This is a genomic window from Flavobacterium sp. JAS, from assembly GCF_020991455.1.
Lineage (GTDB): Bacteria > Bacteroidota > Bacteroidia > Flavobacteriales > Flavobacteriaceae > Flavobacterium.
Window position 1 is genome coordinate 29,956 of record NZ_JAJMOX010000011.1, and the last position, 17,097, is coordinate 47,052.

The window sequence follows — 17,097 nt, forward strand, 5'->3', positions numbered from 1 at the left end:
GTCTGTAATAGACAAGCTTTTTTTTTGTTTGTATGGCCTGCGGATTGGGCGGATTAAACGGATTTATGCGGGTTTTTGTTTTTGTGTGAATGATTGATTGTGTAAGGATTTTATAAAGTAACCACAATCTTGTCATTTCGACCGAAGGGAGAAATCACACACGAAACTCCGCCGCTGCAATTGCTAATCTTTGTCGAATTACTAATGTGATTTCTCCCTCTGGTCGAAATGACAAAAAAACAAAATAAACTTCGTGTCTTTTGTGCTTTCGTGGCTAATGCCTTCAAGAATTCCAGATTCCGGTTTGGGCTGTTTCTTTCGCGTAAGCGGAAAAATCTTTTGCTTTTCTGCCCAGAACTTTTTCGATGTCAGAAGTTATAGTTGAATTTCGTCCGTCTAATACTTGTTCGAAAAGATAATTTACGAGCCAGATATGATCTTCGGGAACTTGATATTCTACTAACATTTTGTTGTATTCTTCTAAACTTAAGGGTTGAAAAGTAATATTTCGACCGGTAACCTCAGCGATTTCTTTAATGACTTGTTTAAAAGTTAGAAGTTTCGGACCGGTTAATTCATAGGTTTGTCCGTTGTGTTTGTCGTCTAATAGTACTGCTGTAACGACATCGGCAATATCATCGGCATCAGTAAAAGGTTCCAATGCTTCTGCTCTTGGTAAGGCAACAACTCCGGCTAAAATTGGATCTAAAAAGATGCTTTCGCTAAAGTTTTGATTGAACCAGCTTGCCTGAATAATCGTCCAGTTTTTGGCATTTTGTTTTACCATTTCCTCACAAAGTTGTGCTTCTTTTTCGCCTCTTCCGGAAAGTAAAACCATTTTTTGTACGCCTAATTTTGTGGCAAGACGGGTGAAATTCTCAATTGAATCTTCTGCTGAAGGAATTGCCAAATCGGGTTGAAAAGTAATATAAACCGAATCTATATCCTCAAGAACTGCTTCCCAGGTTTCTGGTTTTTCCCAATCGAATGGAATTTTCTCATTTCGGGAACCTAAACGAATTTCGATATTCTCTACTTGTTCTAATCTTTCGACTACTCTGCGTCCTGTTTTTCCGTTGGATCCCAAGACTAAAATTTTCTTTTTGTTCATGACAATAGTTTTTTAATTGATTACTGATGCAAAGTTGCAATCATTAAAAAAGAATCATTTGTCTGAAAAGAATTAAGATTTGTTTGAAAGGAATTGTTGCCGAACTTCATTGGGACGCATTCCGAATTTTTTATGAAAGGCATTCGAAAACGAACTTAAACTTTCGTAACCCACTTCCCAAGCGGATTCCTGTACTGTTTTTTCGCTTTCGCGGAGTAATTCATATGCTTTGTGAAGTCGTTCTTCCTGTACATATTTAAAAACAGGAATTCCGAAAAGCTCTTTGAAATTCTTTTTTAGTTTATTGCTATTCAAACCAACCATTTTAGATAATTGGGTAATCGAAGGTGGTTTTGAATAACTGGTCGTGACAATTTCTTTGGCTTTATACAATTTGTTTTTGTCTATTTCCGAAAAGTCAATTTTTGTTTCTGTGGCTAAAAGTGCATAGAAATGTGCCAATAATTCATTGATCTGACTTTTTAAAAATAACAATCTCGTATTGCCTGTATAAGTGGTGTTGAAGATTTTCTGGACCGCCAATTGCATTTCGAGCGTCATATAAAAGGATGGACCTTCTACAAAATGCTCTTTCGGATGTAATAATTCCGGAAGGTAATTTTCGAAAATTTCTTTTTCGGCTTGTGGTAAAGAATGGAGTTTTTTGGGTTTGGTAAAAATACTGATCGACTGCAGTGGTTTGTCGGGTTCTATTTTATGGGCGAATTCTACTTTTTGATTTCCAAAAAAACAAATTGCCAAACCTGTTGTATTTGTTAAATATTTGGTTTGGTTGTTATGTTTGATTTCCAGTTCGACATTTCCCGAACCATAAAAGGCAAAACCAACAGCATCGCCATCAATTTCACACTTCTGAACAAAAGTTTTAGAGGTGTTGGATTGTTCGATTAAAACAATAAAGTCATTTAATTCTATGATATCTGTTGTCATTGGTTTTTAGATATTTGGAACTGTATTGGCTAAATTAATTCAACACATAGAAACATAGATTCTATACGCTAAAAAAAGGCGTTTTACTTATTTAAATGCACATAGAGCGCTATGTGAAAGAAATATGTTTCTTTTTGTTTTCTTTTTTATACATAAAATCTATGTTTCTATGTGTTAAGTAGAACTTTTAGCGATCGTATAATACAAATATATTTGTCTTAAAAAAGCATGAAAAGTTACCATTTATTTTTAATTCGGCATTTATAATTATCAAAGTTTTGAATCGATGCATTTCGTTAATTGTTCTAAAATAAAAAGGGAATAGTACTGAAACTATTCCCTTTTGAGTATTGAAAACTATAGAATTAAGTCTATTTATGTTCTGTAATTGCAGATTGATTTAGCTTAATAATTCTAATTTTTTGGTTTGTATTATCAGACAAGAAAAGACGATCATTAAGTTGTGCTGTACTTACAATGGTTCCAAATGGATTTTCTCCCATAATATCAGAAGCATTAACTCTTGCGGTGTATTTTTTATCCAAAAATTCTGCTTTTGGATAAAGACGCAAATAATTTAAAGCTCCGATATTTTCTGATGTAATGGCCCAATCTTTACTAAAACTGATTGCAGTAGGTTTTGCATCAAAAGTAGTGTTTGTTGGTTTCATTGGTTCAGTCAACGAAGCCGCAGCGTTGGCTTTAATAGCAGCAATACTGTAATACAAATAGCTTTTAGCATCTCTTCCGGCAACTACTAAATTTCCGGCTTCAACATCCAAAGAATAAACCTGATCGTAACCGTTTAATGTGTTTAACATCGCAATTGGTTTTAAATCCCAATTACTGGTTTCAGTGATTTGTGTTGTTTCAAAAACTTTAATAGTTGTATTTTTTTCTTTTACAAATACTAATCCGTCTTTTACGACAACTCCAAAAACGTGTACAAAAGTTGTCCACCATTGCCCGTTTCCAACTGTAGTGATTCCGGCATTTGTAGTTTCGTCCATTACGAAAAGTCTGGAATCAACACTTCCGATATAAATACGTCCGTTATCAACACTAACCGAAGAAATTTTGGTAAACGGAATTGTCGTTGTACCTTTTGTGTAAGCTGTGATTGTTTTTAAATGTGCCAAAGTCAGAGCATCAAAAATTTCAAGCACCTCACCATTACAAACGTACAATTTGTTGTTTGCGATTGTAATTCCTTTAGGATCTAATGTTCCCGTTCCGTCGCCAATTTTGCTTGCAGTGATTGAAGCTTCGTCAGTAGGATAGTAGTAATTGTATTGTGGCGAATTATCGTTTTGATTGTCATCTTTGCTGCAATTGGTAAAAAGGCAAAGTAATGCTATGAAAAAAGGTATTTTGTTCATGATAGTTTTGCGGGTTATTTCCATTTTCCTTCTCCTTTATATTTTACTAAAAATGAATTTTTAGGATTAATAGTAAATACAGGTTTTTTGTATGTACCTGTTAAATAAGCCGTTTTTGTATAAGTTTTTAATATCTCCGGATCGATAAAAGGAAGATCATTTAAGTAAATCAGATATTTGTAAAACTCGGTTAACATTTCCTGTTGACCTCCTCCTTCGCCGCTATTGGCAAGATTACTACTGTGACTGTAACCACTGTGATGTGAATATTCGTGTGACCAAACAGACATTTCACCTTTCCAGTGTCCGGATACATAACCAGATTCCCATTGAGAAGCTAATGCACCGCCACCCCATGCCGAACCTCCTCCGACCATTGCCATATTCAAAGTTCGGCTGTCGATGTAAGTGTTATAAGCCGTTTCAATTTGGGCTTTTGTCAAATAATCATAAACACCGTTTACAGCATCATCGTCTGTATTTCCGTGCCAGTTCAATGCTCCATTAACGGTTGTTGTTCCCGCTGCTGCTGCCTGTTCTTTTTTGAATTGATCAAAATTCATAAACGTGTCATAGTACAAAGGATGACTTATCGCATACGAATAATTGATAATCATTGTAATGGCTTCTTTGGCCAAAACAGGATTCATTGGTAAAAATTTATTAGGATCATCAGCAGGATTATTAAGGTGGTACTGCGTGCTGAATTGTACTAATCGATTTGATTTTATCTTTTTGAATTTTTCGAATAAAGGATCACTCGATTCTACTGAAAACTGGATCGCACCAGACGAAAATCCGTCAATTTTATCGATAGTAACCGTTTTACCATCTTCTAGTTTGTAATCATGTTTTCCTTCTACCAAAGGAAGCTGGTGAAACGAACGATGAAAAGCCGGAACTTTTGTAAACTCATAGATTACAAATCGTTTGTCGTAGTTGGGTAATTTTGCATAGACTTTTACATCAGTAAGTCCAACAGGCGAATAAAGGGAAATTTGCACAGAATCTTTTCCTTTCTGGATCGCTTGCATGGGTTGATTGACGCGAAACCAACGGTCTTTGTTGTCATACATTTTTGAAGAACTTTCGTCGTCTTCAAACATAGTCATTGGTTTATTACCTGCAGGTAAATTTGTTGCATCAATGCTTGCTAAATAATTGGCTTTGTAGTTTTCTCCTTTTGAATCATCATCGCTGCAACTGAAAAGCAAGCCTGCGAAAATGATAAAAGGCAAACAATAAGAAATGGTTTTTCTCATAGGTTTTGGGGTTAAATTTGGGGGTTTAATTTTAAAACGCAAAACTATCAATATCCTTGTGTAAAACAAGAATATTGACGGAAAATCGCGATTTTAATTTGTTATAAAAGTAGGTTTTTTTAGATTTTTGATGTTCTGAAATTGTTCGTTTGTCCTTAATTTGTTGCTAAAACGAATGTAAAAAGGAATTAGAATACAGACTTTCAAATTTGATTAAAAATATTTTAATTTTGATTAAAAATTAAAGGTTATAGTATTCAAAGTGATTGTTTTTAGGAATTAGTTGTGGTGATTTTAGAAAAACTCAACGTTTCTATTTCAGATAGATCATCATTAAACTGAACAAAACTAGCCGGAAATCCAACTTTTATTTTCCCGAATTTATTTTCTAAACCAATTGCGCTTGCAACGCGCGAAGTTGCCATTTTGATAGCTTCATCTGCCGAAACATTTAAGTGATTGTATGCGTTTTGTACGGCTTCTGACATTGAGATTGTGGCTCCTGCCAAATTCCCGTCGTTATTTCTATAAAAGCCATTGTCTAAGTGCGCATCAAAATTGTCCCACTTAAAGTTTTCTACTTTCCGACCTAAAAAGGTGGCATCACTTATCAAAAAGAATTTATCCTGTTTTAGTTTATATGCCAATTTTGCTGCGGCATAATCACAATGTGCACCATCTAAAATAACGGGAGTATATACATTTTCGTTTTCAAGACTTGCGCCAACCAAACCCGGCTCGCGATGCCCAAACTGTGTCATGGCATTGAATAAATGTGTTACGAGTTTGATGCCTTTCGAAAAATAAACCTGAGCTTCTTTGTGTGTAACAGTCGAATGCCCAATCGATATTTGAATGCCGCTTTCCAGCAGCATATTCAGTTGTTCATCAGTAAAGCATTCCGGAGCAATTGTAATGACTTTAATAACATCTTTTCCTAATCTGATAATTTCTTCAAGCTCTGTATTTGTTGGTTTCCGAACCTGGTCAACACTATGCGCGCCACGTTTTAAGGGATTCAAAAACGGACCTTCCAGGTGCATCCCGATTACGCCATTATCATGTTTGTTTCTGTAATTGCAAACAGCTTCAATTCCTTGTAGAATCGTTTCTTTAGACGAAGAAATTAAACAAGGAAGAACTTGAGTTGTACCATATTTTAAACTGGAATCATAAATATCCTGAATTGTTTCTTCGGTAGGTGCCTGGCTGAAGTAAAGCTTTTCTCCACCATTAATCTGAATATCTATAAAACCTGCCGAAATATGCTTTCCTTTTAAATCAATCGTTTCAATACCATTTGGAATTTTATTTTGAACAGAAAGAATGATTCCGTTTTCGATGATAATAACTCCGTTAGAAATGATTTCATCACCAGTGTGCACGGTCGCATTGATAATTGCTTGTTTCATTTTTTATATTTTTGTTTTCAGCCGGATTAATCCTGTCCAGTATGATTAGTTGAACTGATGTTTTTTTTAGATAAAATATTTTCTAAAGATAAAGGTATCAGGGGCATTTGTTAACTAATTTAGACTGAAATATACAAAATAGTATTGCAGATTAATTTTGATTTTCTGAGAAAAAACACATAATAAAACAATGCTGTTAGCATCTAAAAATTTTGAACACGAATTTCACAAACGGATTAGTGACCTGAGACTGAAAGTCAAACAAGCGAAATAAATTCGTGTTCAAAATTGATTTATAGTGTTAGAACGGAAGAATAGAACAAGGTATTTTTGTGTAATATTTTATGCTTTTTTTTGATTTCCCATAAGCTCCTCAATTCTTTTTAATTCTATAGTTATGGGTGTGCAAAGAATTTCATACAATGTAGTTCGTGATATTGGATAAACAGGAGAAATATATTTGCGCCACACTACTGTTGTAGGGATATCTTCAGTTTTGTGTTTTTGATATAATTCTTTAATGAGTTTATAGCGTAGTAATTTGTTTTTTTGAATTCCGAGGCTTCTGTTTGCAGATATTGGCATAATGATGTGGTATTATTGAGTGAAAAAAATAATGGAAGATATTTAGAAGAAGAGTAAATTTTAGAGAATGAATATTAGTTTGTGATTAGCCTTTGTAATTGGCTTTAGTGTGTTTTTTAAATCTCGGATTTTTAATTACTATATTTTCATATTGATTAAAAGCGAAGCGTTCTTTGTTTGACAGATCATTTTTGCAGTTCCAGTTTCCAAAGCTATCTTTAAAAACAGTATTATTGTTTACCTCATAGCTTTCATGATCTGTAATAGGTTTTATTTTTACGCTCATTTATATATTGTTTAAAGATTGTTTTGATTCTAAAATAAAGCCATTCTCTAAATTGCAGGATTGGTTTTAAGTTAGTAGTGATTAATAAAATAGCTAAAAGCACTGATGCGTAGATGTCGTTATTAGGCTGCATTTGTCTGTTCGTTTTGTTGATTAAAGAAATTAAAAGCATATCCGTGTAAAAAATCTACTGATGACATAGACAGCGGAATATTAGTTCTTGTACCGTTTTCATTAATTAAGCTTGCCTCAATAAACCAGCTTGAACGTACAGGTTTAAAAGAAGATGCAATAATTTCTACTCCATCAGTAAATTCTTCATTGTTAAATTCTTTGGTAAGTTTTTGCAATTCCAGAACTCTTGATCCTTTTAGATTTCCTTTAGCATCTTTTTTTAGAAGGTTAAAAACAATTTTTACCAACGAAGCCGTTTCTTTACTGGTAGAAAGCGATGAAATATAATTTTGAACTTTTTCAATACCAATAGTTACCGTATCGTCCCAGCCTTCATTAATGCGATATCCAATTGTAATTTCTTCTTTATCATTAGAAAACGTATGCGACATTTGCTTTTCCTTAAAGCCATAAACCTGATTTTTTAAATCAAGAATAGTTTCAAAAAGCTGAAAAGTTTCTGTTTTTACATTACTAATCATCTCAGAAGTTTTGTGCAATTTTAAAAGTGCTTTAGGAATCGTTTCGGCTACCAGTTGTTTATAAGCATCTCTTTCTTCATTCTTTTTGTTTTCTATTTTCATTAAAGCCTCTTTTAGTTGGTTTGCCGAAAATTGTGTTAAATCTATAACTTGGTTTTTTGTGTTTGCAATTGATGTGTTCATAGTTTTTTGGTTTTAAAATTTGTTATGCGACTTCGTTTTCTTCTTTTAATGGATCTTCGTAATAAGGCTTGAAATTATGCAACAGAGCAAGTCTTGAAATGTCATTTATTTTGCTTTCGATTTTGGATGAAACCGGTCGGGGAACAGCTGTTTCATCTTCCAGAATATGCATCCATTGAAAACGTTCCTGGTTAATGCAGATTCTTTCTCCGGAAGTAAAAGTTTTTATTTTTTCTGAACAGAACTGGAGTGCGAGATATAATAAAGCAATACGTTCTTCGATTCGTTTTTTACTCATGATTTTGTTTTAAGATGGTTCGTAATTTTTTAATATCAGATTCTATTAAATTTCTTTCGGTACTATTGGGGTTTTCAATCAGCCAGTTTTCCAGTTCCTGAATTTTTTCTTCAATTTGATTCGTTTTCATTTTGTTAAGATTAATTAGTGTTTTTGGTTTTTAAATATTTTTATTAGTAGGCATTTCAATAATGTTTTGTAATCATTTTTGGATGCTTTTAGTGTTGTTTTGTTTCAATGTTTTTACTGATTGTTAATTTTGTGCTGAAATATTTTATTTTCATTTTTTTATTTCTTTACTTTGCAAATATAATGTAAAATAATACATCAAAACAAATAATTAACGTAAAAAATTACATCATTTTATGGGATCGACTGAAAGAATGAAAGAATACCTTGATTATAAAGGGATTACGAAGTATAAGTTTTGTAATGATTTGGGTTTTTCTAATAAGTTTTTAGATAACAGCAGTAACATGGGAACGGACAAAGCGTGTAAAATATTACATCATTTTCCAGAGGTTAATTCAGAGTGGTTACTTACCGGAAACGGACCAATGTTAAAGGAAAATAGTACAGATATTGTTATAATGAATACGGATCGTAAAACGGTTGATTCCTTACATGTGAGTCAGGAAATACCATTGTATGATCTTGAAGCAGTTGCTGGTTTAAGAGAGTTATTCAATAGCGGAAAACCACAAAGAATTTTGGATACAATCAAGATTCCGAATCTGCCAAAATGTGATGGAGCTATTTCTGTAACAGGAGACAGTATGTATCCGTTGCTTAAATCCGGTGATATAATTTTATATAAAGAAACGGAGTTTGAGAATATCTTTTTTGGCGAAATGTATTTATTAAGTGTCAAATTAAACGACTGGGAAGAATATATTACGGTGAAGTATGTTCAGAAATCAGAACAAGGTCACGAATTTGTGAGGCTTGTAAGTCAAAATTCGCATCATCAGCCCAAAGATATTCATATTTCAAAAATCTCGGCATTAGCACTTATTAAAGCAAGTATTCGTATCAATACGATGATGTAGATTGTTTTATAAAGCAAATATAGAAATCGGAAATTTTCTGGTTGAAGTCTAAAAATGAATCCTGTAAACATTGTTTGCGGGATTTTTTTTTGAAATACCGAAAATAATAGTTGTTCGTAATTTTACAATTTCCTGCCTGCCGGAATGATTTACTTTGTTTCTATAAAAATTATAAAAATGAAAAAATCACTTATTTTAAACGGATTATTAATGCTTACCTTCTGGTGTAATGCTCAAACTACAGACTCTGGATTAAAAGCTGCCAGAAAGGCTATAGAAGCCAGCAATGAGATCTATGCAGATCTCGCGAACAAAAACGACGGATCTATTCTTACCAGGTATGCTGAAGATGCTTGTTTGTTTCCGCCTAATGCTGCACCTGCATGTGGAAGTTCGCAAATACTTGCATTTTTTAAAGACGGACCTAAGGTGCATGTTAAGTTTACGATCCAGCACTTGTATGGAGATGGGAAAACATTTGTAACAGAGGAAAGTTTTTACGAGATGACTGATATGGATGGTAAAAAACTGGACGACGGAAGGATAATGGTCATCTGGAAAAACACAAAGGACGGCTGGAAGATGTACCGCGACATGTTTAGCAGCAACCGTCCGGCGAAAAGTTAGAAGCCAATGTTTACGGCCTGTTGAAAATCAGTGCCATTTTTTATCAGAGAGTTTCTGGAGGCAGAAGGAGTAATACCGGTAAATTTTCGGAACTCTTTGATAAAATGCGCCTGATCATAATACCCGCAGTCGTAAGCTATCTCGGTCAACGATTGTGTAGTATTGAGTACGAGTTGCAAGCTTTTGTTAAATCGCAATACTGATGTAAATGCCACAGGACTGATACCAATATTTGACAAGTAAAGTTTTTGGATATATCTTTCTGATAATCCTGATTGTTGGGCTAAGACAGGTAAATCCAATTGCTGATGATCGAGGGAAATCTGCTGACTCAGAGCCTGAACCATCGACACTTTTTTTAATCGGGTTTCGTTTTTTTTGAGTTGTTGAAGAAAGTAGGTTTCTAAGATCGCAATTTTATTGGCGAGTCCGTCTGTTTCCATAATACGATCGTATAATTCCCTGTTTTCTCCCAATGCCACATCGTACATATCGGTGGCGTAGTTTGTAAATTCGGACAAGGGATCAGAGAAAAACAGTGCACTTGCATGCGGGTAAATCCGGGCTATAAGTACTGATGTGCCTTGCGCTACTGTAAGTCGGGTAGGAAGGGTGAGGTGTCCCAGAAGTTCTATGGATGGCGTATCTTTTCGTTTGCCGTTGATAATAGTTGCAGCGGCTCCTTCAGAGATATTGACAATAAAATCAACATATCCGCTTGGGTAAAAAACTTCGTTGTCAAGACTTTTTTCAATCGTAACAAGGGTATAATTCTTTATAAACGGCGCTAAACTCGCGGAAGGCAAAATTTCCATACAATTATTTTTGCTATAGTTTAGGGGTTAATCTTTTGATTAATAGCATGTTCTAAATTATAAAAAAATATAATATGAAATAATATATAATCTTAAAAAGTAAATTTTTAAGATGCTGACTAAATATTGGATAAGATATTAAATAGAAAATCGCAATTACTTAACATTTTGATAATTGCGATTTTTTTTTGTGAACTGGATCTGACTTGAGTTCAATATCTAATTTTTAGATAAATTTAAGAGATTATGTACAAAAACAGGTACTTATACTCGTGTAGGTGTTTTTTTAAAATATTAGCTTTGTGTTTGTATTTCAGTGTGTTAGGTGTTTTTTGGTTTGAAATATTACAAATGTGTCGGTAAACTACCATAGTCGACGATATTTTTTGAGGTCTTACATTGGTATCTAAAAAACAAAATAGATACTTCCAAATATTCATTCGTATTTAGGTTAGCTAAAATAACAATAATATGGACATAGTAACCGATCTTACCGCAGAAGCAGTCTCTTATATTACACTATTTCAGGATATTTTAAAAAGTAAATCTGATATCGTTTTTCCGAAAGATTTGATAAAGAAAAGCGATTGGAAGCTTATTAAGGTAGCCGAATTACCTATTAAGGATTTGACAGTTCATCAAAAAGAGAAAATAATTGATTTGGTCTGGCATAGCCCCACAAAAGACGATACTGATAGATTTGTCAAAGTATACTTGGACAGAACAGTTTCGCTTTTGCATTGGTTGTCAAGTAATATACCAGTCAATGAGAAAATAGCTGATAAATCACAATCTGGGGAAGAAACTAATGAACTCGTTTTGTTTAGGCCACCCTTTTTCTGGCGACAGGCAATAAGGAGTGTTTTGTATAAGCAATCAGAAAAACGGCTAAAACTTGTAGAGATATTGCAATATATGCCACTGCAAATAATCTTAGCAATGGCGGGAAAAGGTAAATTAGGTTACACTATAAGACTCTACCAATTCTATACAAAATTGCCTCAGGAGGATTCGGGAGTAGGTAAAACATGTAATAATTATGATCTTCTGGAATTTTCAGATAGAAATCTGCATTTTTTATTCTGGTCAACCAGGAGAACAGATGCCAAAAATTACCTTGAAAATGATCAGAGATTACTTGATGAGCTAAAAGATCAGGACTTTTCCCTTCCTTTTGAAACTTTGTTCAGAGAAGAGTTAATTGAGATTTCTAAAGCTAGAGTATCTAGGAATACAGAATTTAATATTACCTCGAAAGAAGGTGATCCACAAAGGGATACATCTTTATTGTTTTCCGATAAAAAAGAAGAGGTTTTTGATCCCATGGGAAAAGCAGGCGAAATGCAGCTAATGGGAATTGCCTTGTCAGGTGGAGGTATTAGATCTGCTACTTTTAACTTGGGAATACTACAAAAATTGGCGAGTTTAAATGTACTTTACAGATTTGATTACATGTCTACTGTATCAGGTGGTGGTTATATTGGTTCTTGGTTTACTTCATGGGTACACAGGTCAGGATCTTTTAGTAAAATCAATGATCGTCTTTGCCCTGGAAAATCTCAAGATCCTTTAGCTGATGAAGTTCGTCCTATTAGATGGCTTAGGATGTTCAGTAATTATTTATCTCCTAATGTTAGCATTATGTCTTCTGATGCATGGACATCCGGAATGACCTGGCTCCGTAATACATTTGTTAATCAGGTAATTTTGTTGTTAAGTCTTTTGACAGTCTTATCATTTATTTCCAATATTTATTCGGCTTGGATTTTTATTAAAAAAAATATGAATCAACAGGATGCTCTTCATATTTTTTGCTTCAGTTTTTTTATGTTTATAATAGGAGGGTTTTTGGTTGCAACGGCTATGCGTTCTTTTTATAATATTAATAAAAAAGAGTCAAACAAAGGATGTCTCAAGCAAGTTGATAAATTAATAATGCGTTTTACATGGAAATTCAACCAGACAAATTTAATTCCGCACTTACTAGTATTTTGGGGTGCAATTAGTGCATTAGTTATTAGCACCTATTTTGCTGCATATAAAGCGCCACCGCCAGGTGATGATAGGAGTTCGCTTTTGATGTATGTTTTCTCTTCGGCTTTTCTTGCCTTTTTTTTAGTAGCTCTTCGTGGTAATTACCATAAAAGATGGGATCTGATGGAAATTGGAAGAAAAAATGTCGACACAAAGGAAGATACTAAAGATAAAAATCTTTCTGGACAAATCCTGTTTGCAATCATAGGATCTACTTTGGCTGCTTCAGCTCTATTGGTATTTCTTTTAATGTTTTTCTGGTTGAATATAATTAGTATTTATGATTTTTCAGATAAAGTGCGAATAGATTTTAATAAAATATTTTTGGTTATTGGTATACCAATAATCCTTGAGATATTTTCATTAGCCGTGATTCTTAGAATGGCGCTTATGGGTAATCTTTTTCCTGATTATCGAAGAGAATGGTGGGGCAGGATGGGAGGTTACATTCATCGCTTCATGCTGTTTTGGATGATTGTGAGCTTTGCAGCCCTGATTATGCCAGATTTATGGAATAATTATATGGTAAGTTTACGGAATAATAATAGTTCTGTATGGTCTGTCGTTTGGGCTTGGAGTGGTTGGACAGCAATTATGGGATGGGGTTTAAAAAAAGCATTTGAATCTAAAGATGAAACCAAAACTACTACGAAAAGCTATATTACTATAATACTAAAAGTAATACCTTTTGTTTTTATGATTGGGATATTGCTTATAGGTTCCTGGATTATGGAAATAATAAAAAATTGTGATTTTTTTTCAGGGCGAATACGAATAGAGGATAAGGCTTGGGGAAACTTTTTTGTGACTTTAATTTTAGCAGCTATTACTTTATTGTTAAGCTGGCGTGTTGGAGTAAATGAATTTTCACTTCATTACTTCTACAGAAACAGGTTAATCCGTGCTTTTCTAGGAGCAACACGAAGCAGGGAAGATAGAATAAAAACAGCTAACATATTTACCGGTTTCGATGCCAATGATGATCTTTTGCTATCTTCGATGCAAACGGATAATGGTTATTTTGGACCATTTCCTCTTATCAATTCCACACTAAATGCCACAGTAGTGAGCGCTTTGGATAGACAAGATCGTATGGGTGAGTCTTTTGTCTTTTCTCCATTATATTGTGGGTATGATTTTAGTCCTACACGTTCTTCCACCTATAATATTGACCATGTATATGAATATGGTTATAGGCCAACAGATAAGTTTTCTAATAAGAAAGGCGGGCCTACATTAGGAACTGCTATGGCTATATCAGGTGCTGCAATTAATCCTAACTGGGGGTATCATTCTTCGGCTACGATGGCATTTTTACTTACATTGTTTAATTTACGTCTTGGCTGGTGGATTGGTAACCCAAGACTTGATAAATGGAAGAATCCTGACCCAAATTTTGGTCTTTTGTATTTAATGCGGGATCTTATTGGTAAATCTGATATTAATATGGAATACGTATGTCTTTCTGATGGTGGCCATTTTGATAATATGGGATTATATGAGCTTGTTAGAAGACGTTGTCAATATATTTTGATTGGAGATGCAGAGCAGGATCAGGAAAACACTTGCGAAGGACTTGCAAATGCCATTAGAAGGTGTCGTATTGATTTTGGTGTTGATATTGATTTTGGTGTCGAAATTGATAAAATCAAGGATAAAACCGAACATATTGCCAAGGGAACTATTGTATATCCGGGAGCTGGTAAACAGCCGGGCACAATCATATATATAAAAACAGTTATAACGGAAAAAGAATCTGTAGATGTAAAAGAGTATGCTTCAGCGAATAAAGATTTCCCGCAACAGTCAACAGGAGATCAATTTTTTGATGAAGCGCAGTTCGAGAGTTATCGCAAGTTAGGTTATGATTCAATTAAAACTATTTCACAATTATATCTACCATAAATTGTCGGAAGAATGTCGGCTAAACTATAAAAATAAAAAATCGCAATTACCATAATGTTAGGTGATTGCGATTTTTTTTTGTGGAGTCGCCGGCTATAGCGCTAATTATATCAGAGTTGGTTGTTAATAATTGATTATCAATAAGAAACGCTTGTTTTGTAGTAATTCTTATATTTGTTATAACTAAGTTTTTATAACTAAATATAGCATTATTGTCAACTAAATTGTCAACTGATGAAATACACTTTTAATCTTAAAGAGCCGAAGAGTGATAAAGAAACTTTGATTTTATTTTCATGCTATTTTAAAAATGAGAATAAGAAATTTGTCTTTTCAACTGGTGAGAAAATAATACCTGAAAATTGGGACTTTGAAAATAGATTCCCTTTTGTAAATGGGAAAAAGAAATCAAAATTTGTTCAAAGTATAAAACTTCAGATGAATCGATATTCTGATTTATTTCTTGAAACAGAAAGCTTGTATAAAAGAATAAATGAACCTTTTACTTCGAAGAATTTAAAAAAAGTTTTTGACGAAGAATTTAAAAAAGCTCCGTCTGGGAAAAATACATTTTTTGATGCGTATGATGAGTTTACAGCCGAAAAGGAAAAAGGCAAAGAATGGTCGGCGTCAACAATTAAAAGGTATAAAAATATAAAGAATATTCTAGAAAAATTTGAAGCAGCTAGAAAATTCAAATTGACATTTAGTAAGATCGATGAAACATTTCATCGTGAATTCACTTCCTATTGTATGGATGATTTAAAGCATATTAATAATACTTATGCTAGAAATCTAGGGCTTTTCAAAACCTTTATGTTTTGGGCTAGGAAAAATAAATTCACTTATAATGATAGTTTTACAGAATTTAAAAAAGTTGAGAGAGTAATTACAAATCAAATTGCATTAACAATTGATGATTTGAATAAGTTGATGCAACACGAATTTGAAAGTGAAAAGCTAGGGAAAGTTCGTGATGTTTTTGTCTTTGCTTGTGTAACTGGTATGCGTTTTGGTGAATTATCTTTGATAAGAAGAAGTAATGTAACTAATGATTTTATTTTATTAAAAGAAAATAAAGATGAAACTAAAGAAACCAGAGAGATACCTTTAACCAATATTTCTAGATATATTTTATTAAAATATGATTATAAACTGCCTTTAATTGCCAATCAAAAACAGAATAAATATATAAAAGAAGTATTTCAGGAGATGGAATACAATAATAAAGTTCAAAAAGTTACAACTAAAGGGAAAGAAAATATTAAAGAAGAAATGTTCTTCTACAATAGAATAAGTACCCATACAGCAAGAAGAACTTTTATTACTATGATGAAAAGACAAGGTAAAAGTGATAAATTAATTGCATCTATAACTGGACACAACGATATGAAAACTTTGAATCAATATTATCAGATTAGTGAACCAGAGAAAAAAGAAGCCATGGATGAAGTTTTTAATGTTGAATTGAAATTGAAAATCGTTTAGTATGGATTTTAAAAAGAAATACTTTAAAAAGAAATCAGAATTTATTGATTTAAAGCCTCTTGATAATAAGAATACTAATAGTGAAATTAAATTAGGTGTAGTTATTCTTATTATGGTTTTTCTTTTTTTGATTGCTTTTTATTTTTTCGAAAATGTTTTTCTGAAATCAGAAGGAATATTTAGACTAGTTGCTATAGGGATAACGTTTTCGGCAGCAATTATGGTTGTTTTATATTTTCGTCTTTTGATTGATAAGACTGATAAGAGGAATAAAATAAATTCAGCAATAGTAAATTATGATTTTTCGAATGATGAAAATAATACAATAGAAGTTCGCTTTAAAAATTTTTTTAAAGATGAATTGTGTTATTTGAATTTTAAAAATAATGCCATTAAAATTGGATTAATTGACCAAAATTGTAAGTGGTTGTACAAAGAAAAAGAAATTTTATACTTCGCTTTATTGTTTTCTAAGTTAAAAGAGAATAATTATTTTAAAAACACAATTGAAAACAAAAATTTTTGTGAGGTTTCTAGCCAATTTTTAGATATTAAAATTAATTCAACGATGCTAACAAAATATGATCTTTCCAAGGAAAATAATCTAATTAAAGCACATCATGAAAAATATTATGAAAATGATTATTCCATTTTTAACCAAATATAATTCAACTCATTTTCAATTGAATTCAATTGAAGATATTGAATACAAATAAATTATAATTAATATGATTAAGTTATAAAATTGTAAAAAATTAAATCTACAATTTTATGCAAAATCCATTTGAAACAATTCAATCAGAATTGAAAGAGCTAAAAGGTTTAGTTGCACAACTTCTTACTAAACCAGAGAAAGATTTATCGAATAACATGTATACTGTCAAAGAAGCGGCAGAACTCTTGCATGTGGATCGCCAGACCATTAGAAACCACATTGAAAATGGTAATATTAAGGCTTCTTCTATTGGGAGAAGAATTTTAATAAATCACGAAGAGTTATTTGACTCTCTTAATGAAGTAAAATCCCTGAAATATAAAAGACAAGTATAGAAAGCA

General features: G+C 32.8%; 17 protein-coding genes. 6 read left to right on the plus strand and 11 right to left on the minus strand.

The features are described 5' to 3' along the window. Positions 1-283: 283 nt before the first annotated feature. The 10 genes from LPB88_RS17050 to LPB88_RS17095 all read right to left on the minus strand — a co-directional run bounded on the left by LPB88_RS17050 (position 284) and on the right by LPB88_RS17095 (position 8,253). Entirely contained in the window at positions 284-1,111 is an 828-nt protein-coding gene (locus LPB88_RS17050) for an NmrA family NAD(P)-binding protein (RefSeq protein ID WP_230716845.1), read from the minus strand. Between the two features lie 72 nt (positions 1,112-1,183). Then, the gene (locus LPB88_RS17055; RefSeq protein ID WP_230716846.1) at positions 1,184-2,062 is read right to left on the minus strand and encodes an AraC family transcriptional regulator; all 879 of its coding nucleotides are present in this window, start codon (positions 2,060-2,062) and stop codon (positions 1,184-1,186) included. Between the two features lie 371 nt (positions 2,063-2,433). Then, a complete protein-coding gene (locus LPB88_RS17060) occupies positions 2,434-3,441 on the minus strand; it encodes an RNA-binding domain-containing protein (protein ID WP_230716847.1) in 1,008 nt (335 codons plus the stop codon). Between the two features lie 14 nt (positions 3,442-3,455). Then, positions 3,456-4,703, minus strand: coding sequence for a hypothetical protein (locus tag LPB88_RS17065; RefSeq protein WP_230716848.1), 1,248 nt, complete (start codon positions 4,701-4,703; stop codon positions 3,456-3,458). A gap of 272 nt (positions 4,704-4,975) precedes the next feature. Beyond that, positions 4,976-6,115 carry an N-acetylglucosamine-6-phosphate deacetylase gene (gene nagA, locus LPB88_RS17070; RefSeq protein WP_230716849.1) on the minus strand — a complete coding sequence of 380 codons (1,140 nt, stop codon included), beginning with the start codon at positions 6,113-6,115 and terminating at the stop codon, positions 4,976-4,978. A 342-nt stretch (positions 6,116-6,457) separates the two neighbouring features. Next, complete coding sequence (locus LPB88_RS17075; RefSeq protein ID WP_230716850.1) at positions 6,458-6,700, minus strand: hypothetical protein; 243 nt, start codon at positions 6,698-6,700, stop codon at positions 6,458-6,460. 85 nt (positions 6,701-6,785) lie between these two features. Then, positions 6,786-6,986 carry a hypothetical protein gene (locus tag LPB88_RS17080; RefSeq protein ID WP_230716851.1) on the minus strand — a complete coding sequence of 67 codons (201 nt, stop codon included), beginning with the start codon at positions 6,984-6,986 and terminating at the stop codon, positions 6,786-6,788. Between the two features lie 122 nt (positions 6,987-7,108). After that, the gene (locus tag LPB88_RS17085; protein ID WP_230716852.1) at positions 7,109-7,825 is read right to left on the minus strand and encodes a DUF3164 family protein; all 717 of its coding nucleotides are present in this window, start codon (positions 7,823-7,825) and stop codon (positions 7,109-7,111) included. Positions 7,826-7,847: 22 nt separating this feature from the next. Then, positions 7,848-8,123 carry a hypothetical protein gene (locus LPB88_RS17090; RefSeq protein WP_230716853.1) on the minus strand — a complete coding sequence of 92 codons (276 nt, stop codon included), beginning with the start codon at positions 8,121-8,123 and terminating at the stop codon, positions 7,848-7,850. Next, positions 8,116-8,253, minus strand: coding sequence for a hypothetical protein (locus LPB88_RS17095; protein ID WP_230716854.1), 138 nt, complete (start codon positions 8,251-8,253; stop codon positions 8,116-8,118). The genes LPB88_RS17090 and LPB88_RS17095 overlap by 8 nt, the downstream gene beginning before the upstream one ends. 235 nt (positions 8,254-8,488) lie before the next feature. On the opposite strand from LPB88_RS17095, the gene LPB88_RS17100 reads away from it, so the two are divergent. Beyond that, entirely contained in the window at positions 8,489-9,172 is a 684-nt protein-coding gene (locus LPB88_RS17100) for a S24 family peptidase (RefSeq protein ID WP_230716855.1), read from the plus strand. A gap of 177 nt (positions 9,173-9,349) precedes the next feature. Beyond that, a complete protein-coding gene (locus tag LPB88_RS17105; RefSeq protein WP_230716856.1) occupies positions 9,350-9,799 on the plus strand; it encodes a hypothetical protein in 450 nt (149 codons plus the stop codon). Here the strand turns inward: LPB88_RS17105 and LPB88_RS17110 are convergent. Continuing rightward, positions 9,796-10,614: a helix-turn-helix transcriptional regulator gene (locus LPB88_RS17110; RefSeq protein WP_230716857.1), complete on the minus strand. Its 819-nt coding sequence runs from the start codon at positions 10,612-10,614 to the stop codon at positions 9,796-9,798. The two genes, LPB88_RS17105 and LPB88_RS17110, sit on opposite strands and share 4 nt — an antisense overlap. Before the next feature lie 471 nt (positions 10,615-11,085). Here LPB88_RS17110 and LPB88_RS17115 point away from each other — a divergent pair, with 471 nt between their 5' ends. The 4 genes from LPB88_RS17115 (at position 11,086) to LPB88_RS17130 (ending at position 17,091) form a co-directional block, all read left to right on the plus strand. Continuing rightward, positions 11,086-14,553, plus strand: coding sequence for a patatin-like phospholipase family protein (locus tag LPB88_RS17115; RefSeq protein WP_230716858.1), 3,468 nt, complete (start codon positions 11,086-11,088; stop codon positions 14,551-14,553). Positions 14,554-14,787: 234 nt separating this feature from the next. After that, positions 14,788-16,041, plus strand: a complete 1,254-nt coding sequence (locus LPB88_RS17120; RefSeq protein WP_230716859.1) for a tyrosine-type recombinase/integrase — start codon at positions 14,788-14,790, stop codon at positions 16,039-16,041. Position 16,042: 1 nt separating this feature from the next. Beyond that, positions 16,043-16,708, plus strand: a complete 666-nt coding sequence (locus tag LPB88_RS17125) for a hypothetical protein (RefSeq protein WP_230716861.1) — start codon at positions 16,043-16,045, stop codon at positions 16,706-16,708. A gap of 104 nt (positions 16,709-16,812) precedes the next feature. Next, entirely contained in the window at positions 16,813-17,091 is a 279-nt protein-coding gene (locus LPB88_RS17130; protein ID WP_095928957.1) for a helix-turn-helix domain-containing protein, read from the plus strand. Positions 17,092-17,097: the final 6 nt, after the last annotated feature.

Bases quoted from the DNA above. Each gene is read 5' to 3' on its own strand.
- LPB88_RS17050 (WP_230716845.1), bottom strand. From the start codon at position 1,111: ATGAACAAAAAGAAAATTTTAGTCTTGGGATCCAACGGAAAAACAGGA.
- LPB88_RS17055 (WP_230716846.1), bottom strand. From the start codon at position 2,062: ATGACAACAGATATCATAGAATTAAATGACTTTATTGTTTTAATCGAA.
- LPB88_RS17060 (WP_230716847.1), bottom strand. From the start codon at position 3,441: ATGAACAAAATACCTTTTTTCATAGCATTACTTTGCCTTTTTACCAAT.
- LPB88_RS17065 (WP_230716848.1), bottom strand. From the start codon at position 4,703: ATGAGAAAAACCATTTCTTATTGTTTGCCTTTTATCATTTTCGCAGGC.
- nagA (WP_230716849.1), bottom strand. From the start codon at position 6,115: ATGAAACAAGCAATTATCAATGCGACCGTGCACACTGGTGATGAAATC.
- LPB88_RS17075 (WP_230716850.1), bottom strand. From the start codon at position 6,700: ATGCCAATATCTGCAAACAGAAGCCTCGGAATTCAAAAAAACAAATTA.
- LPB88_RS17080 (WP_230716851.1), bottom strand. From the start codon at position 6,986: ATGAGCGTAAAAATAAAACCTATTACAGATCATGAAAGCTATGAGGTA.
- LPB88_RS17085 (WP_230716852.1), bottom strand. From the start codon at position 7,825: ATGAACACATCAATTGCAAACACAAAAAACCAAGTTATAGATTTAACA.
- LPB88_RS17090 (WP_230716853.1), bottom strand. From the start codon at position 8,123: ATGAGTAAAAAACGAATCGAAGAACGTATTGCTTTATTATATCTCGCA.
- LPB88_RS17095 (WP_230716854.1), bottom strand. From the start codon at position 8,253: ATGAAAACGAATCAAATTGAAGAAAAAATTCAGGAACTGGAAAACTGG.
- LPB88_RS17100 (WP_230716855.1), top strand. From the start codon at position 8,489: ATGGGATCGACTGAAAGAATGAAAGAATACCTTGATTATAAAGGGATT.
- LPB88_RS17105 (WP_230716856.1), top strand. From the start codon at position 9,350: ATGAAAAAATCACTTATTTTAAACGGATTATTAATGCTTACCTTCTGG.
- LPB88_RS17110 (WP_230716857.1), bottom strand. From the start codon at position 10,614: ATGGAAATTTTGCCTTCCGCGAGTTTAGCGCCGTTTATAAAGAATTAT.
- LPB88_RS17115 (WP_230716858.1), top strand. From the start codon at position 11,086: ATGGACATAGTAACCGATCTTACCGCAGAAGCAGTCTCTTATATTACA.
- LPB88_RS17120 (WP_230716859.1), top strand. From the start codon at position 14,788: ATGAAATACACTTTTAATCTTAAAGAGCCGAAGAGTGATAAAGAAACT.
- LPB88_RS17125 (WP_230716861.1), top strand. From the start codon at position 16,043: ATGGATTTTAAAAAGAAATACTTTAAAAAGAAATCAGAATTTATTGAT.
- LPB88_RS17130 (WP_095928957.1), top strand. From the start codon at position 16,813: ATGCAAAATCCATTTGAAACAATTCAATCAGAATTGAAAGAGCTAAAA.